This window comes from Pseudochelatococcus sp. B33 (assembly GCF_053570585.1).
The window spans coordinates 1-25528 of sequence record NZ_JBSEFH010000043.1 but is presented as its reverse complement, the minus strand read 5'-3'; the positions used below and the strand labels follow the sequence as shown (position 1 = coordinate 25528).

18 protein-coding genes and 2 pseudogenes are annotated in these 25528 nt (G+C 59.7%); 1 reads left to right on the top strand and 19 read right to left on the bottom strand.

The features are described from left to right. Positions 1–234 precede the first annotated feature (234 nt). The 3 genes from ACUSIJ_RS28265 to ACUSIJ_RS28255 form a co-directional block, all read right to left on the bottom strand. Complete coding sequence (locus ACUSIJ_RS28265) at positions 235–648, bottom strand: hypothetical protein (RefSeq protein WP_449311758.1); 414 nt, start codon at positions 646–648, stop codon at positions 235–237. A 268-nt stretch (positions 649–916) separates the two neighbouring features. Beyond that, positions 917–2491: a Fic family protein gene (locus tag ACUSIJ_RS28260; protein ID WP_449311757.1), complete on the bottom strand. Its 1575-nt coding sequence runs from the start codon at positions 2489–2491 to the stop codon at positions 917–919. 285 nt (positions 2492–2776) lie between these two features. After that, complete coding sequence (locus tag ACUSIJ_RS28255; RefSeq protein ID WP_449311756.1) at positions 2777–4939, bottom strand: AAA family ATPase; 2163 nt, start codon at positions 4937–4939, stop codon at positions 2777–2779. A 398-nt stretch (positions 4940–5337) separates the two neighbouring features. Here ACUSIJ_RS28255 and ACUSIJ_RS28250 point away from each other — a divergent pair, with 398 nt between their 5' ends. Further along, positions 5338–6072 (top strand): WYL domain-containing protein, encoded by a 735-nt coding sequence (locus ACUSIJ_RS28250; protein WP_449311755.1) that lies wholly within the window; start codon positions 5338–5340, stop codon positions 6070–6072. A 31-nt stretch (positions 6073–6103) separates the two neighbouring features. Here ACUSIJ_RS28250 and ACUSIJ_RS28245 read toward each other — a convergent pair whose 3' ends face one another. The 16 genes and pseudogenes from ACUSIJ_RS28245 to ACUSIJ_RS28170 form a co-directional block, all read right to left on the bottom strand. Continuing rightward, positions 6104–6643, bottom strand: a complete 540-nt coding sequence (locus ACUSIJ_RS28245; RefSeq protein WP_449311754.1) for a hypothetical protein — start codon at positions 6641–6643, stop codon at positions 6104–6106. Continuing rightward, a complete protein-coding gene (locus ACUSIJ_RS28240; protein ID WP_449311753.1) occupies positions 6633–7229 on the bottom strand; it encodes a hypothetical protein in 597 nt (198 codons plus the stop codon). Before ACUSIJ_RS28240 ends, ACUSIJ_RS28245 begins: the two co-directional genes overlap by 11 nt. A gap of 293 nt (positions 7230–7522) precedes the next feature. Continuing rightward, a complete protein-coding gene (locus ACUSIJ_RS28235; RefSeq protein ID WP_449311752.1) occupies positions 7523–8581 on the bottom strand; it encodes a Wadjet anti-phage system protein JetD domain-containing protein in 1059 nt (352 codons plus the stop codon). A gap of 112 nt (positions 8582–8693) precedes the next feature. Continuing rightward, the gene (locus ACUSIJ_RS28230; protein WP_449311751.1) at positions 8694–12173 is read right to left on the bottom strand and encodes an SbcC/MukB-like Walker B domain-containing protein; all 3480 of its coding nucleotides are present in this window, start codon (positions 12171–12173) and stop codon (positions 8694–8696) included. Then, positions 12170–12838 (bottom strand): DUF4194 domain-containing protein, encoded by a 669-nt coding sequence (locus ACUSIJ_RS28225; protein ID WP_449311750.1) that lies wholly within the window; start codon positions 12836–12838, stop codon positions 12170–12172. Before ACUSIJ_RS28225 ends, ACUSIJ_RS28230 begins: the two co-directional genes overlap by 4 nt. After that, positions 12828–14474: a Wadjet anti-phage system protein JetA family protein gene (locus ACUSIJ_RS28220; RefSeq protein ID WP_449311749.1), complete on the bottom strand. Its 1647-nt coding sequence runs from the start codon at positions 14472–14474 to the stop codon at positions 12828–12830. The genes ACUSIJ_RS28225 and ACUSIJ_RS28220 overlap by 11 nt, the downstream gene beginning before the upstream one ends. A 440-nt stretch (positions 14475–14914) precedes the next feature. After that, a pseudogene (locus ACUSIJ_RS28215) lies at positions 14915–16108 on the bottom strand (IS91 family transposase). Positions 16109–16223: 115 nt separating this feature from the next. After that, positions 16224–16652: a phage integrase N-terminal SAM-like domain-containing protein gene (locus ACUSIJ_RS28210; protein ID WP_449311748.1), complete on the bottom strand. Its 429-nt coding sequence runs from the start codon at positions 16650–16652 to the stop codon at positions 16224–16226. A 296-nt stretch (positions 16653–16948) separates the two neighbouring features. Then, the gene (locus ACUSIJ_RS28205; RefSeq protein WP_449311747.1) at positions 16949–18487 is read right to left on the bottom strand and encodes a recombinase family protein; all 1539 of its coding nucleotides are present in this window, start codon (positions 18485–18487) and stop codon (positions 16949–16951) included. 723 nt (positions 18488–19210) lie between these two features. After that, positions 19211–19783, bottom strand: a complete 573-nt coding sequence (locus ACUSIJ_RS28200; protein ID WP_449311746.1) for a ParB/RepB/Spo0J family partition protein — start codon at positions 19781–19783, stop codon at positions 19211–19213. 1129 nt (positions 19784–20912) lie between these two features. Then, positions 20913–21833, bottom strand: coding sequence for a hypothetical protein (locus ACUSIJ_RS28195; protein ID WP_449311745.1), 921 nt, complete (start codon positions 21831–21833; stop codon positions 20913–20915). Continuing rightward, on the bottom strand, positions 21823–23316 hold the full coding sequence (locus tag ACUSIJ_RS28190) for an SAM-dependent DNA methyltransferase (RefSeq protein ID WP_449311744.1): 1494 nt from the start codon (positions 23314–23316) through the stop codon (positions 21823–21825). The genes ACUSIJ_RS28195 and ACUSIJ_RS28190 overlap by 11 nt, the downstream gene beginning before the upstream one ends. Positions 23317–23478: 162 nt before the next feature. Beyond that, the gene (locus tag ACUSIJ_RS28185) at positions 23479–24384 is read right to left on the bottom strand and encodes an HNH endonuclease (protein ID WP_449311743.1); all 906 of its coding nucleotides are present in this window, start codon (positions 24382–24384) and stop codon (positions 23479–23481) included. Between the two features lie 112 nt (positions 24385–24496). Further along, positions 24497–24724: a DUF2274 domain-containing protein gene (locus tag ACUSIJ_RS28180; protein WP_449311742.1), complete on the bottom strand. Its 228-nt coding sequence runs from the start codon at positions 24722–24724 to the stop codon at positions 24497–24499. Continuing rightward, positions 24721–24997, bottom strand: a pseudogene (locus ACUSIJ_RS28175) (TrbI/VirB10 family protein); the annotation flags it as partial. The gene ACUSIJ_RS28180 and the pseudogene ACUSIJ_RS28175, both read right to left, overlap by 4 nt. Before the next feature lie 189 nt (positions 24998–25186). Continuing rightward, on the bottom strand, positions 25187–25528 hold a 342-nt coding region (locus ACUSIJ_RS28170; RefSeq protein WP_449311741.1), incomplete at its 5' end, for a recombinase family protein.

Below are 25528 nucleotides of genomic sequence, written 5' to 3'. Positions count from 1 at the left end.
ACTTAGCGGGGCTTTTGATGTTTTGACTGGTTGCGGGGGCGCGCAACCATCTCAAATTGCGCTCCTTACCACCTCGTCGCCACGCACTGGAGCAGTGGGCCACAGAAGCGCCTATCGGGCTATTTCGTGCCGCGGCGTAATCTCGACGGCGCACGTCCACATTCTATATAACATCATGATATCATATTTCTTTTTTGCGGCAACCACGAGGAGGTATTTGGTCAGGCCCAGGCGTCAGAGCAGTTCGGCAAAGCCGTTGAGTTCAGCCGCCGTCGCGACGAGCCCCAACTGTATGAGCGTGCCGAGATAAGCGTCCACACTATAGGGCGGATTCTTGAACCGGGCGCAAACCTTGCGGACAGCTATGCAGAAGACGCCCGGCGCGAGATGTAAGTGATTGACCAGAAACTCGTCGGGGGGCTGCACGTCGATGCCGAATGGTTCCAAAGCCTGGGCCGGAAAGTCCGCGCGATTCTGCGTCACGATCACGTCACAGCGCCCGACAATGGCGGCGACGAGCACATGCCGGTCGTCAGTGTCCGGCAACGTCAGTGCCGGGATCAGGGCATGATATCCGTCGACCAGAACTGTCGCGCGTGGCCTTGTCCATAAGGTCGCGTGTGCGCTCCAACGCAGCGCGATGTCCATCGGGACCAGCGGTCATGTACCGCATGAACAGGCCGGATACATGACTGCATTCGATTAAAGCTGAAGCGGTTACAATTTTCCTTGCAAACGGGGGGCGTCCATACACGCATCAAGAAGAGCAGTGTAATGGCTCATGGACGGCCATAACTCATATCCTGTTCCTGCGCCACGCTGACAGGCCGGTCGAGCACCGCTTCGCGTTCACGGCCGATCGCCGCCTTGTACGGGCGGGTTTCCAGTGTTGCTCATCCTTGTGGTCGGGCCTCTCTCAGGGCGCCTTGCCCGACGCAGCTGTCAAAGGCCCATCCCCGAAGAGGCGACGATAGCTCGCCTCGATAGCGAGCACTTCATCCGGCCTCAACGCGGCCAGTTCATTGTCCCGTGCCCGTTTCGACAGGGTGCCGTTGTTTTGCTGGAGAAAACGGAACAGCAGGTCAATGAGGCGCTCCGGCATGTCAACCACAGCGGTTACCTCTGCCCGGAAAAGATCGTGGCGCTGAAGAAAATCCGCCTCGCGCGGCAGGTCCTCGTCGATGGTGCGGCTCACGCATTCGAACAGAAACTCGGCATGCACCGTGGCGTCGAAGTAGCGATAGAAATCGAGCGTATCGTTCAGGACGCGAACGTTGTTCTTCAACGTCGGCTCCCATTCGACAAGCGGCAGCATGCGCCTGGAATAGCTTTCCAGTACAGCCCTGTATTCCTCGATGCGGTCGAGCATCACCGCCGAGACGGGGAAGACGACACCTGGCGGATTGAAGCCGCGTTCGGCCAGAACATGGTGGATCAGATAGCGGTGCAGTCGTCCGTTGCCGTCCTCGAAAGGATGGATATAGACGAAGCCGAAGGCGAGAACGGCCGCAGCTACGACCGGATCAAGCGACTGGGCAGCCCGCGCGGAAAAGGCGACAAGACCAGCCATCAGCCTGCCCAGATCTTCATGCCGGGCGCTGATATGATCCGGAAGCGGTGCCATCGTGTCGCGGTCATGCTCACCGACAAAGCCTCCTTCGGTCCTGAGCCCCATCCTGGTGAAGCGTGTGTCCTCGATGACAATGCGCTGAAGGCGCAACAGTTCGTCGAGGTCGAGAGGCTTCCGCCCTGCTTCACCAATCGCACGACCCCAACGCTGGATACGATTTTGCGGCGCGCGCTCACCCTCGATCGCATAGCTTGACCTGGAGTCCTTCAATAGCAGGAAGGCTGCAGCGCGTGAGAGCACATCCTTGGGCACGGCTGCGACCGCTTCCCTCGCCCGCTCTTTGAGACCCCCCGCCACAAACGCCTGGAGGCGTTCCGTCCTGAAAACGAGCGGACAGAAATCCGGCGTGCCGGGCAGATTGTCGCGAACACGGTGGCGCGGTGAAAGCACGCCCTCCGTGGCGAATTGTTGTTTGGGATCGACAACGGAGACATAACTGCCGCGGTCCGCATCCGGGAGGTTGAGGCGCGTATCGAGCAGCCATTCATGGAGAAACCAGAGTCGGCGGGCGTAGGCGCTGGTTGGCTTGGCGCGGACAAAGGCGGTGACCGGCTCCGGCCCCATGGCCAGGAAGAGGCGCCGCAGAACCGTCAGGTCGAGACCTTCATATTTGAGCGCAAAGACGAGGTGGCCTTCCACGGTCGGTTCTGGCGCATGGCGGGGTGTGAACAGCTGCCAGTTGTCGGCCTCGTAAACACGGTGCTTCTCACCGATGGCGGAAAGCCTGATTGGCAGGGGAACGGCGAGGTCAAAGGCGCCGATCAGGGCGGCATAGCCCGCCGGCAGCCCTCGCTCAGGCAGGCGGCGATCATGAAAAACGCTGATCCGCCCTGAAAACGGATGATGATCTTTCTTGTTCATGAAAACCGTTGATGGCTTCTGAAATTCGGCAGCAGCGCTGGGCGCTTATGAATTTTTCATGATGAAGGATGAAAAATAATTTTTCAAGATATAATCTGTGAAATTCGCTTACGCAGAGAGTAAGATCACCAACGCCCTCGGCCCTGCTGGCCTGATCGGGCGCAAGGCGCCAGGCCAGCCGTCGCGGCTCCCCGAACTCACGGACAGCAGTAGCAGAAACCTGAAACAGTTCCGGTCGTCATTCAATCACCCGAACGCTCGGCTGCCATGTCGCCTTGCAGCCGGTCACCTGAACCCGATCGGCCGGCATACGCCGGGTTTTAGCGCAACCTCCTCTTTCAGCATCTCGCCCAAGGTTCGCGCGTCGGTGGTGCACAGCACCTTTGCCTTTCGGGCCACAACCACGAAATCGCCGGGCGTCAGCGGATCAAGCCTCAGCACAATCGCCGGCGCCTCGCAGCCGAAATGCAGGCGAAAAGCCTTCGCGATCTGTGCACCCGTCATGGCTCCGAACCGAACCTTGAAGAGAAATCGCCGCTGCACGGCGGGGTCGAGGCGCTCCAGCGTGTTGCTGGTTGCCGCGAACGGCAGGGGATGACGCTCCATCCAGGTCAGCATCTCATTGACCTGACTCACCTCCCAGCAGCGCACGGCGCTGCTTCGGTCAGCGAGCAGCGAGTCCGCCTCGTCGAAGATAAGGAACATCCGGTTGTCGATTGCTTCGCGAAAGGCCTCGGCAATATTTGCCTCCGTCTGGCCGACGTACATTCCGAGCAGATCGGAGCCGCGCTTTTCCAGCACCTCGAGACCGAGACGCTCGGCCAGATGACGGGCAAAGGCGCTTTTCCCCGTTCCCGGCAGGCCGGTGAACAGGAAAGACAGCGCCCGCGGCCCCGCAGCCGTCACGCGCTCCTCAAGCGACAACAAATTGATATCAGCCGACAGCAGCGCGGCGTCGAACCGCGCTCCGTGGGGCAAAGGCAGGGCCGGTTCCCGGCCGCTCATCGCCTTGTGGATCGAGAGGGCGGAGGCAACGGCAATCTCCCCCGCCTCCGTGGCCGCCCCATCCGCCCCCGCAACGCCGAGGCGCGCGGCCTTGAGGGCGGACGCGATGACAGCCGGCGCCACGGGCACCTGCGCGAGCCTGTCACGGCTCCCGGGATCGAGGGAAATGCCGAACGCTGCTGCGTGTCGGTCGATGATGACCCGCCGCACCACAATGCCCGGCGGCCTGAACTCGACGATCCGCGCCATGCGCCGCAGCACCGCCTCCCCGAGACGCCATGGATGGTTGGTGATCCAGATGGTCGGGACGGCGCTCGTCTCGATCAGCCGGTTGAGAAACACCTTCGACCCACGCCGGTCCGATCCGCTCCCCGTATCGACTCCGACGAAGATATCATCGGCCTCATCCACCACCACGATCGTCCGCCCGGCGCTCTGCCCGAGCGCCGAGAGAAAGGACAGATGCGCCAGCCGATCCGCGCGGCTCGGCTCTCGATGGCGCTCGTCCGCTTCTCCGGCAAAGGCGACACGAGCGTCGCAGAGCGCTCCCAACAATGTCGCGAACTCAGTCTTTCCCGTCCCAGGATCACCATGAAACAGGATATTGATGCCCTTCTCGCGGGTTGCGAAGGCTCCATTGAGGATGCTTGCGACATCATCGACGACACGGCCGAGATGGCGGAAATCCGACCGCTCCAATGTCGAAGGACGGGACTGGCCGAACAGGCCCTGCTCCAGAAGGCGCGGATCGTCTGTATCCTTTTTCAATAGATCAGCGAGCATTGCGGAGGGAGCGAAAGCGCCGCCATACTGGTCCTCGACGAGCCCGAACCGCCGCAGCGGCGCATTCTTGCCGAGGTAATCGTTGATGGCCCACTTCGGGATACCCAACAACGCACAGACCATCCCACCGCTGACCTCTCCGTCGTCGAGGAAGCAGCCTTCGGATGATAGCGCCGCGCCGACGTCGAACGCGTCGGCAAAACGACGATCGGCGTGCAACAGCGTGGCAAAGGAGCGATAGGACGTCATGTAGGCCAACCGGAACAAGATGCCCAGGATCAGCGCGCTGCGATCATCAAGCGCCAGCGTCGCGCAGACCCAGTCCAGGCGGCGTTGCAGCGCTGACGGCGCAGGGGCGGCAGTCCGGTTTGCCAGAACAGTCTCAAGCGGCAGCTTTACGGAGATGACCGGCGGCAGTTCGGTGTCGCCGTGCTCGCCCCTGTAAACCTCCAGTTGCAGAATGGACAGGTTCAGATGCTCTGCATTCGCCAGATACCATTTCACGACATTTGCAGAAAAGACATAGTGCTCGCCTTTCCTGAGTAAACCGATATAGGCCAGTATCAGAGCCCGCAGCATGTAATGCTCGAAGGCGTCGTTCTCCGGCGCTGATGATGTGAGCGTGGCATCCCACCTCACAAGACGATCAAACAGCTCCATCACGCTCACCTTCCGCGCTTAGTTGTCTCAGGTTCATGCAGTCTTGATCGGCGGAACGCAGTGCAATGAGTCGTGGACCGGCGCCGGGCCTCGGGTACTCCCTGCGCCCTTCAGAAAGGCACCTTGACCATAGCCCGCCGATGGGCATAGTAACTATACGTAATATCGAACCGTGTCAAGATACGTATAGTTTATATTCTCATGTGAGGGTGTGATTCCATATGAGCGAGCAGACGCGGAACCTGCGGTGGGGCATCGAGCAACGGCTTGAGTTCATTGAGTTTCGACTATTCTGGGAGGGGGGTGTCAACCGGGCCGATATCATCGACCGCTTCAGGGTCTCGGTCCCGCAGGCGTCGAAGGACCTGACGCATTATCAGGAAGCTGCCCCCGGCAACATGCGCTACGACACCAGTCTGAAGCGCTATTTCGCCACGAGCGAATTCCGGCCGAGATATCTACAGCCGGACGCAGGAGACTACCTGATGCAGATGACAGCCGCCGAGTTGCCCCCGCACCTTGCTGCCCAGACATGGGTTTCACAACCGGTGGCATTCGCGACTCTCGCCCAGCCGCGCCGCGCCATCGATCCCGCGATGCTTCGCCGATTGCTGACCGTGATCCGCTCTCGCCTCTCCGTCGAGATCTGCTATCAGTCGCTCAACCCGGACAAGCCAAAACCGCAATGGCGGCGGATCACGCCGCACGCCTTCTGCTTCGACGGCATGCGCTGGCACGCGAGGGCCTTCTGTCACGAGCGCGGAACTTTTCGCGATTTCCTGCTTCCCCGTATCTCCGGGATCCGGGATGAAAGCCCGCCCGGCCTCCTGCCCGACGAGGACGGCGCCTGGCACGAAATCTACCGGATCAGGCTGAAGCCGCACCCGGCACTGTCGGACGCGCAAAAGCAGGCCGTCGCCGCCGACTACGGCATGCGCGACGGAGTGTTCGAGATCCCGATGCGCCTCACCATGCTGTTTTACTTTCGCAAGCAATATCTCGGGCTGGATTACCGGGAGCATGAGAGAAGCCCCCAGCAGCAACATATCGTCATGGCCGATCCGGAGTCTGTCCGCGAAGCGCAGACTCGAGCCGACGCGCCTCCCCGGAAACCGGGGGTATCGCCGGGTTGAGGATGGCCGAGAGGGTACGGGGCCTCGCCGCTCAATCAACCTCGCGCCATTCAACGGCAACTTCTCCCCCGAGAACCGCTGCGGCGCGCATAATGTATTTCAGGTTCGGACGACGAATTGACTTCTGGAAGAACCGGCCGGTACCGGCCAGTCTGTCGAGTTCGACAAGCGACATGCCGCGGGTGGCCGCGCAATGTCGAATGGAATCAAGAGCCGGATCCTCGAATGCCATCAGATGCGCTTCTCGTCTTCGCGCCCTGATGTGGCGCGCCTTGCTCTTGATCTGGGACGGGCGCAAGCCCGGGAACAGCAACATCAGCTCGGCATCCCGGACGTTGCTTTCCCACGCGATTCGCAGCCTTCTGACCTCACCGTTGGTCCATACATGGCGGTGCCGGACCACACCCAGATGACCGGCCCGGTTTTTCAGAGCGGCCAATGAACGATGGGGCAGCGCCCGCATCATGCGGCGATAGTCCGGATAGATGTCCCCGACCAGTTCGTCCTCTTCAGGCGACCAGCGCTCACGTCGTATGCAGGTGGATTTGGAACCGATTATTTCAGGCGGCATGAGCGACAGTCGCCGGCCAGCGCACGACCACTTGCCCCTCAAGCTCACGGATCGCCTTCTGAAGCAGATGCCAGTTGCTGGAGCGCGGGCAGACGAAATACCGCCTGGTGCTGACATAGGTATCCAGATCGGTCATTGTCAGCCCCAGATCGAACGCCCGGTCTCGTACCGTGTCAACCAGCGGCAAGCCGGTCCTCCTCGGGCGTTTTCGTGGACGCCGGATGCCGAGATGACATGCCTTGTTCCAGATCTGGCGCTTCGTCTTGCCGGGACACATGGAAACCAGATCGTCGATGGGCACGCCGGCGACATAGGGTTTACGCAGGCGCGCCGCCTCATCGGCGCTCCATATCCGCCGCGAGCGCACAAGACCGATTTGCTGAGCCTTCATGGTGATTGCGCCGATGCTACGCCCGGGCAGAGCCCGCGTAAGGGCGGCAAGGTCTGGATAGAACTGCCGTAGTATTTCAATTTCGACATCGCTCCAAAGACGATCTCCTGCAATGGTGCATCCGGTTTTGGCCATATGACGCAAAAGCGCATTTCGCCCGTTCAATCCGCGTTGCTGCGCCTTTGTCAGAAGCATGGCATCACCAAAATCATGTAACTCGTGGCAGCTCCGGTCAAGATATGGCAAGCACTCAAAACAGGAACAAGTTATATTTTACAGACGTAGCGCGACATATCGACGTCACTGCCCGTCCTGCCAAGTAGGATAAAAACAAATCGCCATATCAGCAGAATACAAAATCCGACAATGTCAATATAAATATATATAAATTCTCATATCTTGCTTAATTTAGGTAACCAATTTTCATAATTACTTTAACAGCGATCAAATAAATATGAATGTAGATTCCGCTGCGGGCCTCAGTTGTTTCAGCCGAGGTCCACAGGGCTGACCGGATCGAGCGCTTCCTGCTCGAGATTCAGCTCAGGGTCGGCATCTGCCATCAAACGCCAAAGCTCTTCTATGGCACTGCCCGAAGCGACCGCGGGCGGCTGTCCCACCGAGTGCGTGGAGGCAGTGCCATAGGCTGCAAGCACGTCGTTATTCATGAGGTGAGGCCACAAATCCCTCCCGACCCCTCTCAGGACCCGTTCCAAGTGGATGAAGATCCTGAGCCCGCCCCTATCGAGATCGCCCCAGTGAAAGATAGGGCAACGTGTGGAATCAGCCAGGATGATCGTCGCTTGCAGAAGCTGCCGGCTGGGAAAACCACCGGTGTAGATCACAAGGCCGTCCCCGCCTTGGTTCACCTCTTGGCAATGTCGTACGAAGGATGCGTAGTTCTCGACGGTGAGGAGATAGGTGGGGTTATCGACCGAGATGCGATGGGCGTGATCCGGCGCCACGCCGACGTAGGGCATTCCCGGGATCGCCTGACCATCGATTGCTAGACGTCCACCGAGGAGGATCGGTTGAGGCAGCCGCTGAACGCCCAAGGTCGCGAGGAACTCTTTGTCATCCAGTTCAGGATCCACCACGGAGTCGGGATACGCTCGGCGATAGATCGCGAGGATCAGCCCCATGCGGCTCTCGAGGAACTTGGTATCGCCAACAGCGCGCCGCGAGAAGGTTCGATAGTCGGCGGCCAGCGTCGGATCAAGTTGTGCACCACGGAGCGCCTCGACCGCTTTCAGCGCGTTTGACAGCTCCTCGGCACGCCCCGGCTGCAAGCCGCTCCAGGCAACGCCTCGCGACCATGCGGCGCCGATCTCATCGATGACTGCCTCGATGTTGCGGGGAAACGTCCGAGCAATGCGCAAAGGGCCCAAAGCGTCGCGGGCGAGTACTTGAGCGGGAGTGCGCCGACGATAGGCGTATAGCGGGGCGGGATCCTCCAGCCGCACATGCTGAACCAGATGCACGCCGTCACGCCGCACCCTCTTGACGGTCAGGGCTCCTTCCCGCGCGAGGATATCGAGACGCGCCATGAAGGCATCCTCCTCTGCGGTCGACGAGAAAGCGCCTGGATAGGCGAACAACCGCGTTGATCCACCTTTGGATTCAAGCCGATCCAGCATCTCGTCGACGAGACGGTCTATATCAGTGTACCGTTTCATCGCTCTGACCGGTCAACGGATCGTCGAGGCGTTCGGACAGGTCGGACTGCTCTGCAAGGCGCAACAGAAGAGCTTCCTGGGTCAGGTGCTCCGGATTGGCCTTCCGCATCTCCTGCCGCACACGTTCCTTGATGCGCGACGCCTCGAGCTCTGCCGAGTCACCAAACCGATAGACGTCGACGATACTGTCGAGGTTCTCGTAAACGACGGAGCGCTTCTCTGTCGGGGCAGCGATGATCACCTGCAAGCCGATCTCATTGTAGAATTCGAGCATGGTGCGCTGGTTCTCACCATCCATCTTGCTGAACGCCTCGTCGAAGACCGCCAGCCCCACCCCTCGGGCTTCGTCCGACCGGCGCGTGCCATGATAGATGCTGGAGAGTGCTGCGCCGATCACGACGTAGAAGGGAACTTGGCGCTCCGCGCCGCTGGCGGTCCCGCGTCTGCGATCGTAAGTGATCTCGTCGCCAGAGCTGACTTTCTTCATCCGCAATTCGAACGTGAAGTAGTTCCTGTAGTCCTGGTACCGCTCGAAGCTGGCGTCCTCGTCCTTGAGAAGCGCCTCCACGTGGCGGATCGCCGAAGCGAAGGGGTGCTCCGTCGCTTCCGGAGAGAAGAGCAGGGCAAGGACACCTTCATCCGTCTCACTCGCCCGCGCCAAGTCGTAGAGATCCCGGAACTCGGGCCGAACGTATGCATGAAGCGAGTAGATCTCGCCGTGCAACGGCTTGCTCCGCAAGGCAATGCGAACGTCATCGATCTCACGCTCGACATTGCGGAAGCGGCCATTGAGCTCCTGCACGAAGGAAGTGCGGAAGAGGTAGGTGACGCGAGCCGCGGCTTCGTCCGCCTGCTTCCGGTACTGGATGAGATCATTGCCCTCGAGCGTATCGATCATGTCCTGAACCCAAGGCTTCATCTGGCCGATGATCGAGGAGCTGCTATCGAAGGGACGCCGCACGTCGAAATTGTAGAGGAAGTTCGACACCCTGTCCCGAATGAGCGCATCGCAAGCGATTCGATCATCGGCGAGACGCTTCAAGCGAGCTTCCAGCTCTGCCGAGATGGCACGGTCAGTCCGGGGCCCTCGCAGGGGTCGGTAGAGCGGCCGGATATGCCGGAAGACGGCCGAGGACTTGATCCGCTCCCTGAACATCGTCAGGCGATTTCGCACCGACCACCAGGAGCCAAGCATGTCATTGCCGGCCTGGATCTGGGACCGGAGCGCAGCCAGTTCCGACGTCAACCCGCCGATGGACTGATCGTGACCACGCGTTTCCGCTCGAAGCTCTTCGATGCGGGCGGCGAGCCCCCGCCGGGACTCTTCGAGGGCCGGGTTGACCGACATTGATACCTTCTCGATGCGATCCGCAATGTCCCGCCGCCGCACATCGATGTCGGCCAGTTGCGCGCCAAGCTTCATCAGACCATCATCATCGGACACTTCGCTGGCTAGCGCCACCATCTTTGCAAGCACGTCCGAGAGCAAGTTTTCGTTCGATCGGTGAGCCTGCTCCAATTGGCGCTCATCCTCCAGTTCCTTGGCAAGCCGATCCGTCATCATCCTCGCTGCGACCTTACCGATCCTCACATCACGTACGGTCCTGATCTCCACGATGAGCCCGTCGTAATAAGTACCATCGCTCATGATGGCGCGGCCGCCAGAGATCAGTTTGGCCTGCGTCTCAGCGAGACCCACGTTCCCGAGCCGGAACACCACTACCGCCATTGCGATCGAATCCTGGCTGGAGAGCATCGACGCCAGAGTATCGGATTTGGCCTTGTCAGGGGTATGGGCAAGCTTGCGCGTGTTTGCTACTCGGCAGCCGGGGAACCTCGAGCGCTCGCGGCGGAAGAACGAGATCGCCCGCTCCGCGTGCTCGGGATCGACGATGACGGCCTCCCTATCACGGCCAAGCAGTGCTTCGGCTGCACCTCGCCACCGTTCGTCCAAAACTTCGAGGACTGCACACAGGGCGCGGGGCTTCATCCCCTGCTCGGTCAAGGCCACGATCAACGATGCGACATTGGGATCGAGCGACACCGTGCCGCGACGCGTCTCGGCCAACCTGCCGGCGATCTCCGCGACACGCTTCTCCGCCTCGACCCGAAACGACACGGCCTCGTCCCGCTTTGCCGCGACCTTGCCGGATCGGTCGAGCGCAATCGCGACCGCTGATGCGACCATTTCCTCCATGCGGACTGGATTCCTCGGCCAAGCTGGCGGGAGAAGTCCCGCGGATTCTTGCTGAATGCGCTCGAGGTTATCGAGCAGAGCGCCGAGCCCCAGACCAAAGTTTTGGATGCGATCGCGCACCGCCAGCAGCTTGAGAGCGGAGACGACTGGTGCATGACGGTTTCGAAGGCGAACGATGATCGCCTCCCGCTTCTGCTCCTCGGCCGACAGTTCTAGCCCCAAGGTATACTTCTTGGCATCCGCTCCACTGATGGCGATCTGCGCGGTCACGCTCTCCAGTTCCGCGTTGGCATAGCCGATCTCTTCGTTGATCCTTGCCAGTTCCGCGCTCAGCCGCTCCCTCTCGGCCGCCTTGGCACGACGGGATGCAAGCAGCTTGTAGTGGACCTTCGCAGTATCAAGGAGGTCGGCGAGGCGCCGCATGCTCTCCGCAGTATCGATTTGCTCGAGTATGGAGCCCAGGCGTTCGATCTCATGCATGATCGGCCGCAACGCCTCCAGCTTTCGCTCCAGTTCGGCGATCTCGCTCTGGATTTGGCGGTAGCGTTGAATGGATTCTCGCAGATCCGAGATGCTGATGTCGCGACGTTCAATAAGGTAATTGCGGACAAACTCTTCGACCGACCGCATGTCCTCGAAGGACAACGCCATGATGAAGGCTTTGATGAATCTGTCCGGGTCCGGCGCTCGTCGGCCGGTGAAGAGCACGCGCATGTACTCGCGGATGAACCGCACTGCCGAGGTGGATTGGTGCTCGTGCAATGCCCCGTCCGCGTAATGGCACGCCTCCTCGATCCGCGCACGAAGGGTTGGCCACGGAGATGGAAACCTCTCGCCGCCTCGATCCTCGAGGAAGAACCGGGTATCGACCGACACACCTTCGACAACGTACCGACCCACAATCCTCGGCACCTCTTCGCTTTCTGCGGCCTCGATGCAGAGGCCGATGGTCACAGGCTTCTCGCCACCATCGAAGCGCAGGGCAAGATGCGTGACGCATTGCGAGCGCCCGGGCTTGCCGATGTCCGTCTGCCCGAGACAATAGCTGCGCAACGTGCGATCGGACCTGCCCCCACCTTCACCAGCCGACTGATTGAACCGATAGTATGCACCGGAACCGCCGGCCATAACCGCTTGGATCAGGTCGATGAGCGTCGACTTGCCCGTCGCGTTCTTGCCGAGGACAGCGGTATTACCCGCGAAGTCAACGTCTGCGACGGTGAACCTGTGCCAGTTCACCAAGGAAATGCCGATCAGCTGGATCATGTTGTTTCCTCCGGCATGGAGACATCTTCGACCGGATCCCCGGGTTCGACCGGCTCTTCAGGCAACGCATTCTGCCCGATAAAGGCCTCCAGCGAAGTCAGGAAATCTTCGCCAGCCAACAGGCTGATGATGGGGCGGATCACCAGCTCCTGGTCCTGCGCCTCATCATTGAAGGCATGAAGCTTCACCGTCGCCCTGCGGCTGAGTTCCTTGATCACATCGCGGAAATCCTCAATGCGCAGGGCCGGCCTTCTGGATCGGGACACCAGCTCGAGATAGGTGTTGTAGGTATCATTCAGGGTTGTGAGGACGCTGCCGTAACTCCCGACGTTCCCCTCCTGAATGCCTTCCTGCCAGAGCCGCGCCAGGACGAGGAGCACCAAGGTCTCATCGATCTGCATGCGAGGATGCGACACCCGATCGAGATCCGGGAATATGCCTGCCCATCCCTCGCTTTCACGTATGACCAGCCGGTAGCCAGCCGTCTCGAAGAACTTCTCGACGGGGCGGACGACAGCAGATCGTCGCAGCATCTCCAGCATCGGTGGCGACCCGCGATCCTCCGTGTGAAGGAATTGATGACGGAGGAGATGGTGTATCGTCTGCGTGACCCGCTCCATGATCCGCGGCTCGCGCGCTTCAAGATCCTGAAATTCAATCAGCATGGAGCTTCCTCTTCGGTGCTGGCGGCATCACCCTATGGATGCTGAAGTTGGAGCAGGAGACCCAGTCGTTATCGACGTCGTCCTCGCTGCCCGCCGAGAACCGATAACGATCCTCGAGGTCTCGTGACAATCTGTCATCGCGAGAACCATGAAGCACGGATTGGACCGATCGGCGAAGGGCCTCGAATGCGAGGAAATCGTCGAGATCGACCATTAGGAGATCCCTTGCCTCGATCGTCTGTTCTGGCAGCACTCTCATATCGAGGAAGCGGAGGACTTGCTCGGGCTTCACGGTTATGCGCGCAAGGTATTCGCGCTCAAGCTGCCGACGGAGCAGATCGATGGGCTCCGGCTCCACGATTGGCATGGCGGCAGAAACGATCGATGCTCTCTCCCCGCGAGGTCGAGCGAGCAGGCCGAAGGAGAATGGACTTATCACTGCCTGCAGGGTTCCTGGCACTGACAATTCGACACGCGTGCTGCGGTTGGCGGCGACGATACGGTCTAAGTTCAGAATCGCGTCCTCGCTCCGTCGCAGATACGCCTCGGCGCGGCGACCGGCATATTTTACCGTGTTGCGGAGGCGGATCTCAAGGCGCGACCGATGCTGCTGGATGCGAAGGAAAGCCTCGTCAATCTGAACGAGGACGCGCCTGATCCGCTGAAGATCATCAAACACCAGGTCGCGTGCTTCATCCCGCTGGCTGGCCAGCCGGGCGTCGCCATAGGCCGCAGCGAGGCTCTCGATGTCGGCAGGAGAGTCCTCCAGCACCTGCAATGCATCCAGGATGGCGAATCGGAAGCGATATAGATGCGCGGTCGTCGAGATCAACGCGAAATCCTTGAGCAGGATTTGGCCGACGAACTCTTCAAAATAGTGCTGAAGCCGTTCGCTCAAATCTTGACTGGCCAAGATTTGCCGATCGATCTCGCGGAGTGAGGAGAGCACGCTACGCAGGTAGCGCCCGAAGCCGACTGCGTCCTTCGCCGCCTTGTGGAGACCAAGAGCATTCTGACTGGCGCTGGCCTTCACCGCGTCGAGCGCATTCTTGACCTCGACGATCAGGCCGCCAAGTTGTTCGCCGCTGTCTTGGCGAAGGCTGGAGAGGAATTCCGCCAACCGCATCGCCGCCGGCGGCATGTCGACCGTCACCCGCAGGCCATATCGGCTCTCCTCCAACCAGCCGGTCTCCAGCAATCGAGCATAGATGTGCCGAGCGCGCTCCATAGCCTCCACGGTGGCGCCTCGATCTCGACCCGAAGCCGCTCGTGGACGAAGGCGGCGCCCGCGAGTGGAGACTTCCTGAAGCACGACCAGATGGCCTTCGTCGTGCCAGAGTTCGGGTTGCTGCGCCAGAGCGTCGTAGACGACGCCAATAAGATCGCTACGCGTGGGAAACATCAGGTCGGCACCGAAGCAATCATTATAGATGCGCATCAAGACGGTTTCGTAAAGGAAGCGGTTTTCCCCGGCGAACAACATGAAGATGTTTTGGTTCAATACGCCAAATAGCACTTCCTCCTCCTGCTCTTGCCTAACGCCGAGTACATTAGCCACCATTTTTGCAGTCAGAAGCAAGCGCAATCCCATGGCAATCCACGCTTTTTTGGAGCTCGCTACATCGAACGGCATCATCGACCCACCCGAAATTCCTAAGAATCTCCTGCATAGACCCACTCTTTTAGAATCCACCGAACGCTGCCCAGTACCGGCCGGCGATAGCAACCCAGTGGCCGCTTTGAAGTGTCATTAGTCAAAAACAGTCGGTTCACTTCCGTGAAGAGTTTCGGGCGCCATCAGGCATACGAAAGTCCCCGAGGAAGGAACCCGCGGGCCACATGGCGATGGCTATGGGGACTTCGGATTTCGGCCGGTGTCGGCGATGGCGCGACCGCCGTCCGGAAGCGCCGGGATGGATGCGGGAAGACCGCTTTGTTGCGCCTCGGTGCAGTGTTGCCGACCCGTGGCGCGGCTGGTCGCGGCCCTGTTGGCGTCGACGATCACCACGAACGCGTGTGGATCCGTTGCCGAAGGCTGGGTACCTGCGGCTGAAGACGGGACCGTGCCATGCCGGGTCATTGACAACTCTCCCGGTTCGGTGTCGTTTTGTCCGGCGGCCCGCGCGGTTGCCTCCATCGTTCAAACACGTCGATAATGATCATGTGTCCGCCACAGCAGGGGCATGGCGGACGGAAGTCGCCTCATTCTTCCGTGGTGGCTTCATCGGACGGTGCGGCGACGTTCAGGAGTTCGCGAGCAAGCACGAGGCTGGCCTTGCGGGCGGAGCCGGCGAGCAGGCCATAGTGCCGGATGCGGTGGAAGCCGCGCGGCAGGACGTGGAGCAGGAAGCGGCGGATGAACTCGTCGGTCGCGAGCGTCATGATCTGCTGGCGGTCGGCGCCATGGCGACGATAATCCTTGTAGCGGAAGGTGACGCGGCTCTTCTCGAAGGCGATCAGACGGCTGTTCGAGATCGCGATCCGGTGGGTGTAGCGCGACAGGTAGGCGAGCACCGCCTCCGGCCCGGCGAACGGCGCCTTCGCGTAGACAACCCAGCGCTTCTTGCGGATGGGAGCCAGATGGCGCAGGAAGGTCCGGCGATCTGCCAGGTGGGCCATCGACCCGAAGAAGGCGAGCCGCCCAGCGTCGTGCAGTGCGATCAGCCGGGTAAGGAACAGGCGGCGGAACAGCTTGCCGAGCACACGCACCGGAAGCAGGAAGGCCGGGCGCGACGATATCCACCGGCTGCCATTGAGCGTGATGCCGCCACCCGGCACGATCATGTGGACATGCGGATAGTGCGTCATCGCCGAGCCCCAGGTGTGAAGGACGGCGGTGATGCCGATACGCGCGCCGAGGTGCTTCGGATCGGCCGCGATGGTCAGCATGGTCTCCGATGCCGCTCTGAAGAGCAGGTCGTCGACCAGCGCCTTGTTGTGGAGGGCGACGTCGGCCATTTCGGCCGGCAGCGTGAACACGACATGGAAGTATCCGACCGGCAGCAGGTCGGCCTGCCGCTCGGCAAGCCAGGCTCGCGCGGCCGCGCCCTGGCACTTCTGGCAGTGCCGGTTGCGGCAACTATTGTAGGCGATGCGCCGTTGACCGCAGTCCTCGCAAGCTTCGACATGACCGTCAAGAGCTGCAGTGCGACATTGCTCGATCGCCGACATCACCTTGAGCTGATGCAGGCTCAGATGACCTGCATGGGCCGCCCGCCAGGCGGGTCCCGCAGTGCGGGAGATGTCTGCGACCTCGACAGAGGGACGCACGGCTCAGCCGTCGGAGATCTCCTCGACCTTGAACAGACCGAGCTTGTCGAGCGGGCTCGTGACCGTGCGCACCGTCCGGGTTGCGACCTTGGTGTAGAAGGCGGTACTATTCAGCTTAGCGTGCCCGAGCAGGACCTGGATGATCCGGATGTCGGTACCGTCTCCTCCAGCAGGTGGTGGCGTTGAGCCGCCGGGCGACCTCGTCGCGGCTCAGCACCACCGGCAGCTTGCGCGGGTGCGTCAGACGGACGAGCCTACGCGCCAGGTCCGGGCGATCGACCGTATGCGTAAAGAAGAAGCGCAGCGCCGACACGATGCTGTTCATCGTCGGCACGGGAACACCGTCGTCCTGCTGCTCAATCTGGAACCGGCGCAGGTCATCGGCGGTCGCCGTGTCCGGTGAACGCCCAAGGAACGTTGCCAGTCGTCCGATGTCGCGGAGATATTTGCGCTGCGTCTCCCGTGAGAAACGCCGCATGTTCATGTCGTCGATCAGCCGCTGACGAAGTGGACTGATCGGTGCATCGAGAACTGAATGAGGCATGGTCCGGCTCCTTGTTGAAGAAGCCCGTGATGTTCCGCCTCTGCCCAACCCCGCTCAATGCAGGCGCGACGACCGGCCCGTGCCGCCTGCCTCAACCCCAGGCACCCGCCCGCGCAGCGGGTTCGTTCGACGGCCCCCGAGCCGTCTGTCCGAATCGCAACGAATGACGGCAATCCTCCTGTTTTCGTCTGCAACGGCATGCTCGTCTGCTATTTCACAGGTTTGGTTAAATCTGGCCAGTCGCATTGACCTCTGTCGTTTCCGGATTTCTTCTGCGCTGTTGCGTTTGGGGGCGTTTATCCGGGCGTCCTCCGCCAATTGAGGGGACATTGCTCATGGGCGGAGCGTGGTGTCACCATGATCGGGCCGATCATGCGCCTGAGCTTCAGAATGGCGCGCTCGTCGTCGCCCGTCTGCAAGTCGGCTATCAAGGAAGCAACCGTCTCCCGTGATCCATCTTTTTCCTGAGCCTGCAAGTGGTTCAGGCGTTCGGTTCCAGCTTGAAGGTGCGTGCGCAACCGTTCAGCCCGATCCTCGAGTTGCTGGAACCGTAGCTTCATACGTGGCGTGTAGAGGCCGCCTTCGATCGCCACCAGAAGCCCGCCGAGCCTGGTCTCGATCGCCTCCAACTCACGCCGTTCGCGAAGGGTCTGCCCGCGCAGATGTCGCGCCGCCAGGTTCTCCTCATCGCCAAAAGCTTCCGCATGCTCGCCCATCATCACCACGGTTTCGACGAGGAGATCCCGGATGCCGGCTTCCATCGCCCTTCGCTGCAGGGTCTTGCTGTTGCAGCAGGTCTTGCGCCGGTAGTGATGGGCACAGCCGTAGCGGTCCCGTCCGACGGCACAGAATTCCCCACCGCAGTCGGCGCATATCACCAGCCTGTGGAAGTTCGACAATCCGACGCCCGGGTGCTGCGCCCTCACCTCCCGTGCTTTCCGGATGCCGTCGCGCAGATCGGTGTGGCACTGTTCCTGCGCAAGCTGACGTTCCTTGACGGCCTGCCAGAGGCTTTCCTCGATGATCCGGAGCGCGGGAACCTCCTTCCGGATCCACTCGGCCGCGGGATTCAGCCGGGCCTGGCGCTTTCCCGTTACGGGATCCTTGATGTAGCGAAGCCTGTTCCAGACGAGCACCCCGCGATAGAGCTCGTTGTTGAGGATGCCGGTTCCCCTCATCTTGTGGCCCCTGATCTTGGTCGCTCCCCAGGGATGCCCTGCCGGCCCGGGAATGAGCTCACGATTGAGCCCAGTCGCGATGGCCGCTGGTGTTTCGCCGGCGGCGAAGGCCCGGAAGATCCGGCGTACGATCATCGCCTCCTGCTCATTGATGCGACGACCGCCGGCACCATCCTCGTCATGTAAGACAACATCGTAGCCATGGGCGAGACCGCCACCCGAGCGTCCTTTCTCCACACGTCCCCGCTGTCCCCGGCGCGTCTTGTCGGCCAGATCCTTCAGGAAGAGCGCATTCATCGTGCCCTTGAAGCCGATGTGCAATTCGTCGGCACGTCCCTCGGCGACGGTATGGATCGCAACCCCGGCGAAGCGCAGGAGCTTGTGGATATGGGCCATATCTTCCTGATCGCGGGAGATTCTATCCAATGCTTCGGCACAGACGATCTCGAATCGGCCGGCCCGCGCTTCATTCAGCAGCCGGGCGATCCCTTCCCTGCCGCGGATGCTGGCGCCGGAAGCGGCTTCGTCCTGGTACGCGGCAACGATATCCCATCCCTCCCGCTCGGCCAGGATGCGGCAGAGGCGGAACTGGTCGTCGATGGATTGGGGGGTCTGGAGGTCGGAAGAGTATCGGGCGTAGATTGCGGCTTTCGGCATTTTTGTCCGGAGGTGCAAAAAGCGGCGCTTTTGCCACTGATCCGGCGGGACTGGAAGTTCGTTTGCCCTTTTCCCTGTGGGTGGCGGCGAAGGGTGGCATGCTCATAAGCGCCGTTCCGGGCCGCAATTGGTTGCGGGGTCCGGGCAACCTGATTTGCACCTGGGTTTGTAAGTGATTGCTTTTGTTTGTGCGTGTATTGTGCGGCTAAAGCAAAGCCCCGCTAAGCTTTTGGCTTAGCGGGGCTTTGTGTGTTGTGTTTGGTTACGGGGGATCACAACACCCGATTCCTGTGTTTGGTTGAACGGACAGTTCCTAGACTGGCAGCCTAGCCTGCCGGATGCAGGCACGGTTCGGATCCTTCAAGATTCGTCAGTTTTTTGACCTGTCCGAAGCGAAGCTGGGAGCTTTACGTTTGTGGGCTTGCCAACTGACGAGCCCACGCGACAAGTTAATAATCAAGCCGCATTTTTGATGGGTGGAGTTCGATCCGCAAGATGATTGGTGACCTTCTCTGCAAACAGTCGCCGCACTGTCGCAGGGAAGATTTGATCGCGGCCATCGGTAAGCTCACCCCATGCATCGGGAAATGAGAAATCGTCCATCGCCCGAAGGAGTGCTTCCCCCGAGTCACGCCACTTACTTCCATTAAGTGCATCACAGAGCCCTTCGATGATTGTTGCCCGTACATAGCCAGCATTACCGTCCGCTGTTTCAGTAATGCATTACAGAGCCGTAATCAGTGTCTCACGGCCATAATCTCGCAAGCAGCGTCCCAATGCACCAACAGCCTGCGTCTGACCGACCTTCATCTTTGCTAATATCAGATTCCGTCGGGAGATCTCAACGCCTCCAGCAGCGCACACCTCAGCAAGCTCCTGAGCGGCCTTATCTCCAGCAGCCAAACGGGCATGATACAATTGCTGAGGGGTGGTTTTTGTAATGTTCCCGTTTACGGCCGCGTACGCTGCTGCTTGTTGCGCGCGATCAGCCTGAACGACCTGACAAGGCACTTGCTCAAGACCTCGGAGCATCGCAGCAGTCGTGCGATGCTGACCATCCACGATAGCATATAGGCCACCTTCGACAGGCGCGACTATCACAGGTGCAAACTTCGACCAATCGAAATGTTCAGCAATATGCTGAACGTTGGAGCGACCTCGCCTTCCTACCTCCCTTTGATAGGTATCATCGACAACAAATTGTTCGACAGATATCCATGTCACCATAGGTGCAGGACCTGGTGAAAACGGAGATTGCGGTGCCGCAAATTGAGCGGGATCGAGTTTCTTAAACATCCTATTTCTCCTTCAGCGCGAGATTGCGCGCCTAATCTTGGAGGCTGCCACCCTCATAGCGCAGCCATGCCTGAAATAGATATCCACCTCTATGTGTAATTATCCACCGATGAGAATCCGAACCCATTGTTCAAGCATGGGTCTGCGTAAAACAGAGTGATGAAAACTATATAATAAAAACAATATTATAATGATTCTTGTCTGCATCTTCCTCTGCTGGTCATTTCAGCGCCGATTGCGCGATACGACCGCCAACATCCGTCGAATCCATGCGTGTCCTTTGGGATCACCACGGTCGGTCATTCAATGGTGAGACCGACCGTTTTTTGCCGGGCTGATACCCGATGGATCGACCTTTTCCGATCTTGACTCCCGAGAGGAATAACGAACCAGTAGATGCCGCTAAGCGAACACCGAAAAAGCCTCCTGCCCTTCACGATCATATGCGCTGTGTCAATCATTTTTCGGATTAAACGTACCTGCCGAACAATTGCGGCCCTCTAACAGCTACGCGCTCCCTGAGCTACATGAGAATGCAAGGACAAACTGCCGATGGATGCACCTGTCATTGTCGCAATTATCAGTGCTGGAGCTGGTCTATTCGCCAGCGCAATAACATTCTATCTCACAAAGCGAAAATAGCGAGAAGCAGAGTGGCGCAAACAGAAGCTTGACCACTACAGGGAGTTTATGGCAGCGTTGAACGGAATTGCAACAAAAGCACCCCTACTTGAAGACAGCGTCAGATTCGCAGAGGCTGCAAATAATATTTGGTTGATAGGCTCGCCGGACGTACTAATTGCGCTGCGATCTTATCTCCTTGAAACAGCGAAGCCGAAAGATAGGCGAGATTTTTCCGACCATGACAAATTGCTGACAAAACTTATTATACAAATACGCAAGGATTTAGGCTTATCAGGCGCCACTCCCACGAACGACTACAATTTCATACTGTGGTCCACAACCCCAAGAGGCAAACAATAAGCACGTTAAATTCACTGTAAACCTCGGTTCAAAATCAAAATATAAGCTTAAAATCTAATATTAAAATATTGTGCAGGTGAATTATATTTTCGTTTAGGCAAGCGCGCAACATAATTTTCAACAAATAGCGGACAGACGATCATTTTTACCCATCAATCCGGGGGGGATAATCGAGATTTGGCAGCGTAAAAGCGGGAGATGATGGACCCCATTCGAGACGGCGTGTCACGCGGGTGAGATCGGGTGCGCTCACGACAAATCGCTCATCGTATCGAGCATAGAGCGTATCGAAAAATCCGCTGAGCTTGAGAGGGCTATCGTCGAGCGGAAAGCTGTCCAGCAGCATGTTCCGCCGGCCCCCCTGCATCTCGACGAGACCGAAACCGATCGCCTCATAACGGCTCACATCATCGCGGATGCCGCGGCGCCCTACCAGTTCCCGTAAAGCATTGTGAAAACGCACAATGCCAGCCACCGGCTCACCGCCTTCCGTCATGGCGATATCATTTGCAGCAAGGGTCCTGCCCCCTTCAGGCGTGTCGCGCAGGCCCTCAGCCACCTCGGCTGTATTGTCCAGCGCGGCCTCCACCACCCGATTGGCGCGCAGCAGAACGAGATAGCCGAGGACGAGTGCCGGATAGGTAATATGCAGGTTGGTGCATTCGCCAATCGTTTCTTCCATCCGGTTGGTCAGGTTTCTGAAGGCGCCGGTAACGCCCTTGCATGAAACCGCCAGAACGGGCCCAATCCCCTCTCGGGTAACGACAACGTCGACATTCTTGGTTTTCAGGCCGCCGAGGATCGTCCGTTCGCCACCTTTCGCCAATTCCGGCGCGTGGTACAGAATCGGCGCGCGCCCCGAGCGACGCTCCACCCTGAATGGCGGACGAGGCACGATATCGTCAGGATCGAACCCGCCTTCGATCACAAGCCGGCAGGCGACATACCAATGCAGCGGCTTTATATGGCTGGCGCTCTGGGTCTTGCCGGTGAACTCGGCAAATGCGGCGAGAGCTTCGGCCTGATTGGTCCACTGGCACTTCTTGAAGTCCGCGTCAGTCGGCATAATGCCGCCAACGCTGGAGCACCCTGACGGCATCCTCCAACGCCTCATCGCCCGCGCCAGCATGCGGGGCATCTGTCGGGAACAGGATGCGGGCCGCTTCCCGTGGCTCCAGCTTCAGCATGCCCCCGCCAAGCGCGTGCCCCTCCAATTCGCAACTGAGGCGCACGAACGGCGTCGACCAATGCGGCAGCAACTTCTTTGCAAGGGCCTTGTCCCGTATCCGGACGGCATGCACGCTGTTCGTACACGTGACACCGGCAAGGTTGCGCACCAGATTGGCCGAGCGGCCCGACATATAGCTCAACACGAAATCTGGCACCTGCACATCCGGCACCGCATACCACGGTGCCCGGTTCCGGCATTTGTAACCGAGCCGCGCTTCATGGCCGGCGCTGCTTTCGAGATATCGTCGCACGCTCGCCGGTAACTCCTGATCGCGTGTAAGGCGGAGCAGCAGCACCTTGTCATCGCTCTTGGTCCATGCCTCAACGGTCGCTTTCGTAATCTGCCGGCTGGGCATTACACGCCCGTTGCGCAAACTCGGGTGCAAAAACCGCACCGGAATTTTCAGCCGCCTAGCCTCGGACGGTCGCAGATGAAAGAAATCGTTATCGCCGCTGACATAGCCGATACCGACGTTCGCCATGTCACCAAGCCGCTTGCTCTCCGGATCGCAGGCAACCGCAGCGTAAATTTCACGGATTTCCTTCGGCAGAAGATAGGGGCGCAGGCGCCGCAACCAGACCGTCCGCCACTCCTGAATATCGATATGGCAAGTCGGCTTCGGAGGCTGTTTGTCAGGCTCGAACGTCTCGCAAATCGTCAACGCGATCCGGGACGTCGAACCTCCATACCCGTCTGCATGGAGCAGCCAGCAATCTTCCGAGAGAGACGGAAACAGCTTCCGCCGGACGGCAATGACCTGCACTGTGGAGAAGGAGCTGACGAGGTAGTCCAGCAACGGCGCCGCATAGGGGGCGTGACCGATCTCCGCCGGCACGACGAAAGCCATGCGGCCACCCGGTTTCAGCAGCCCCGCCGTCGCGACGAGGAACGGCGCCCACGAGGACGTGAGGCCGGAAAACGGCGCACCGTGCTGCGCGCACAACGCCAGTGCCCGGCGGCGGATCTCTCCCTTGAAGCTCTGATAGCGGATGAAAGGCGGATTGCCGGCGGCACATTCGAAACGCTCATGCGTCTCGGCGGCCCAGGCGAAAAAATCCCCCTTGTGGACCAAGGCCCAGGGCGCGGCCGCGACGGCCGCTTCCGCCGCTATCGGATTCTGCTCGATGCCGACAGCATTGCGGTGAATGGACAAGAACTGGCCGTCGCCGCAGGAGGGATCCAGCAGACGGTCCGACGCGCGGCGCAGTGCCCAGGCCACGAGAGCCTGAGCCACCTCATCGGGCGTATAATAGGCGCCAGACTTCTTCTGGCAGAATACTGGCGAATCGTCATCCATCATGGCATCAGCTTGAAGCATGGAGTGCGCCCCTTCAACGACGTATGGCGGTTCAATATGATTGAACATACAAGGAACATGCGAGATTCGCAAATCGCTTCGATGCAACGTCGGTAGCTCGGCTGGATCTCCCTGAACCAACACGAACCTGCATGGTGACGGCACGCAAAACGGGCATTCAGCTCACTGTTTGAAGCGATTCTCCCGATGCCATTCCAGAAAACGCGGGTGCGGCCTCTCGAACAGCCTTTGCGGCACGATCGCTCTGCCTGTCCTGTTGATCACAGATCTGACGCTATCCACGTCGTTCACATGCCGGGAGATCAAAATTTCCAGATCATCCGCCAAGCTAACCAGCCCGCGGTCAAACAGCCAATGCGCCGTGCCAGAGAGAGCGATGCCGTTGCTGATAATATCTGGCCCGTTGGCTTCTACCGGCCGAATATGCGCTGCATCGACTTCAGCACGGCCACCGCCATTGATGAGCTTCAATCCGGTGACTGCACAGCGTTTATCATAGGCATGCAGAACAAGGCGTCGGAAAAGGCGCTTACGAACAATCCTAGATGTAAGCTGGATAACGCGGTCACGTTCCTGCTCGAATATGTACGGCGACTGAGCACCTTCATCAAAGCCGAGTGACGGATCACCAGCTTCTTCCACACGCGGCAATTCGGGCTCACTTTCATTGAGCCCCAATGATAGAATACGGTTGAAATCCGCGGAGGAAAGCGACCGAATAGCAGCTTGCGCGCGGCCGGATATTCGTCCTTTTTCGTTGAGCACACCGCGCTCGATAACCCCTTCAGTATCGCTAAACGGAACAGGGTTGACGAAATCAAGGTACGTGCCAGGTTCGATCAGCGCAAGATACATGCCGGCTGCTTTGGGATCCGGAATGACCTGCGCTACCTTTGCGACCGCAAAATATCCTCGCGTGCCGGCAACTTTCCGGGGCTCGTAATAGACAATCCAATCACCGACACAAGCTTGAACGCGACTGAGATACTGCGCCGGAAACTGATAACGCTCAGCCAGACTATCGTCATAAATCGAATCTGAACGGTGAATAAAGACGCCGAATCCCATAGTGCTTGTATAACATGCCGTTATGATCCATCAATACCCGTTGGCCTCCTCGGGAATGGGGCGTGGATGGGACAATTCTCGCTGCTATCGACAAACTCCCTTATGGCAGGTATCAGATGGATTCTGCCCGCTTCGCCCTGTTGAATGCCTTGTCCGTCGCCATGAATCTGGCGACCACGGGCACGATCAGCTTGGCGGGATCGGGTGACGTGGCCTCGCCAGCGGCTTTGGCGAGGATGAAGGCATAGCTCTGTAAATCTCTGAACACGGCGGCCGGCAGTTCGACCGTGATTTTGACCGGACGATCGTCGGGAATCGCGGATAGCTTCAGCTTCGTCATTTCGCTTCCTTCGCGGTTCCGTAGGGTTGGAGTACAAGGTCGCGCTGGACCAAAATCCTGACCGGGAAACCTGGGTGAATGGTCAATGTCGGCTGGATGTTGAGCTGGCGGCGGACGATCTGCTGACCGATGTCGGAGGCACTGTCCTGCGCGCTCTCGTGGATGGCGCGGGCGATGTCGCTTTCGTCATCGACGGAAAGTTCGGTAGCGACGCCGAGCAGCGTCGACAGCGCGGAAGAGCTGGCCCCAATGGTGATCAACCTCGTCCTCTAGTTGTCGACATTGTAGAGTTCGGTGGCGGAGCGGCTGCCTCGCCGGCTGGTGTCGAGCGCCCAGAAGAGTGCCGCCGCGATGGCGATGCCCGCCACGCCGCCACGCCGGTCAATACTTTTCGGGAGAGCCTCGTGACGTGCGGCGGCTCCGGCGGGAGGCGCAGCGACGCCTTAATGTCGGAAGCACCGCTCATCGGAACTGCCCCGCGCGGCGGGCGGGCAGGCCATCGGCGCGGACGATATCGAATCGACCGGCCCGCGCATCGTCCAGCAGGCGGAACATTCCGGCTCTGCCGCGGATGCTGGCGCCGGAGGCGGCCTCGTCCTGGTACGCGGCAATGATATCCCATCTCTCCCGCTCGGCCAGGTTGCGGCAGAGGCGGAACTGGTCGTCGATGGATTGGAGGTTCTGGAGGTCGGACGAGTATCGGGCGTAGATTGCGGCTTTTGGCATTTTTGTCCGGGGATGCAAAAAGCGGCGCTTTTGCCACTGATCCGGCCGGACTGGAAGTTTGTTTGCGCTTTTCCCTGC

Bases quoted from the DNA above. Each gene is read 5' to 3' on its own strand.
- ACUSIJ_RS28265 (WP_449311758.1), bottom strand. From the start codon at position 648: ATGGACATCGCGCTGCGTTGGAGCGCACACGCGACCTTATGGACAAGG.
- ACUSIJ_RS28260 (WP_449311757.1), bottom strand. From the start codon at position 2,491: ATGAACAAGAAAGATCATCATCCGTTTTCAGGGCGGATCAGCGTTTTT.
- ACUSIJ_RS28255 (WP_449311756.1), bottom strand. From the start codon at position 4,939: ATGGAGCTGTTTGATCGTCTTGTGAGGTGGGATGCCACGCTCACATCA.
- ACUSIJ_RS28250 (WP_449311755.1), top strand. From the start codon at position 5,338: ATGCGCTACGACACCAGTCTGAAGCGCTATTTCGCCACGAGCGAATTC.
- ACUSIJ_RS28245 (WP_449311754.1), bottom strand. From the start codon at position 6,643: ATGCCGCCTGAAATAATCGGTTCCAAATCCACCTGCATACGACGTGAG.
- ACUSIJ_RS28240 (WP_449311753.1), bottom strand. From the start codon at position 7,229: ATGCTTCTGACAAAGGCGCAGCAACGCGGATTGAACGGGCGAAATGCG.
- ACUSIJ_RS28235 (WP_449311752.1), bottom strand. From the start codon at position 8,581: ATGGCGCGTCTCGATATCCTCGCGCGGGAAGGAGCCCTGACCGTCAAG.
- ACUSIJ_RS28230 (WP_449311751.1), bottom strand. From the start codon at position 12,173: ATGATCCAGCTGATCGGCATTTCCTTGGTGAACTGGCACAGGTTCACC.
- ACUSIJ_RS28225 (WP_449311750.1), bottom strand. From the start codon at position 12,838: ATGCTGATTGAATTTCAGGATCTTGAAGCGCGCGAGCCGCGGATCATG.
- ACUSIJ_RS28220 (WP_449311749.1), bottom strand. From the start codon at position 14,474: ATGATGCCGTTCGATGTAGCGAGCTCCAAAAAAGCGTGGATTGCCATG.
- ACUSIJ_RS28210 (WP_449311748.1), bottom strand. From the start codon at position 16,652: ATGCCTCATTCAGTTCTCGATGCACCGATCAGTCCACTTCGTCAGCGG.
- ACUSIJ_RS28205 (WP_449311747.1), bottom strand. From the start codon at position 18,487: ATGCCGAAAGCCGCAATCTACGCCCGATACTCTTCCGACCTCCAGACC.
- ACUSIJ_RS28200 (WP_449311746.1), bottom strand. From the start codon at position 19,783: ATGTTTAAGAAACTCGATCCCGCTCAATTTGCGGCACCGCAATCTCCG.
- ACUSIJ_RS28195 (WP_449311745.1), bottom strand. From the start codon at position 21,833: ATGCCGACTGACGCGGACTTCAAGAAGTGCCAGTGGACCAATCAGGCC.
- ACUSIJ_RS28190 (WP_449311744.1), bottom strand. From the start codon at position 23,316: ATGCTTCAAGCTGATGCCATGATGGATGACGATTCGCCAGTATTCTGC.
- ACUSIJ_RS28185 (WP_449311743.1), bottom strand. From the start codon at position 24,384: ATGGGATTCGGCGTCTTTATTCACCGTTCAGATTCGATTTATGACGAT.
- ACUSIJ_RS28180 (WP_449311742.1), bottom strand. From the start codon at position 24,724: ATGACGAAGCTGAAGCTATCCGCGATTCCCGACGATCGTCCGGTCAAA.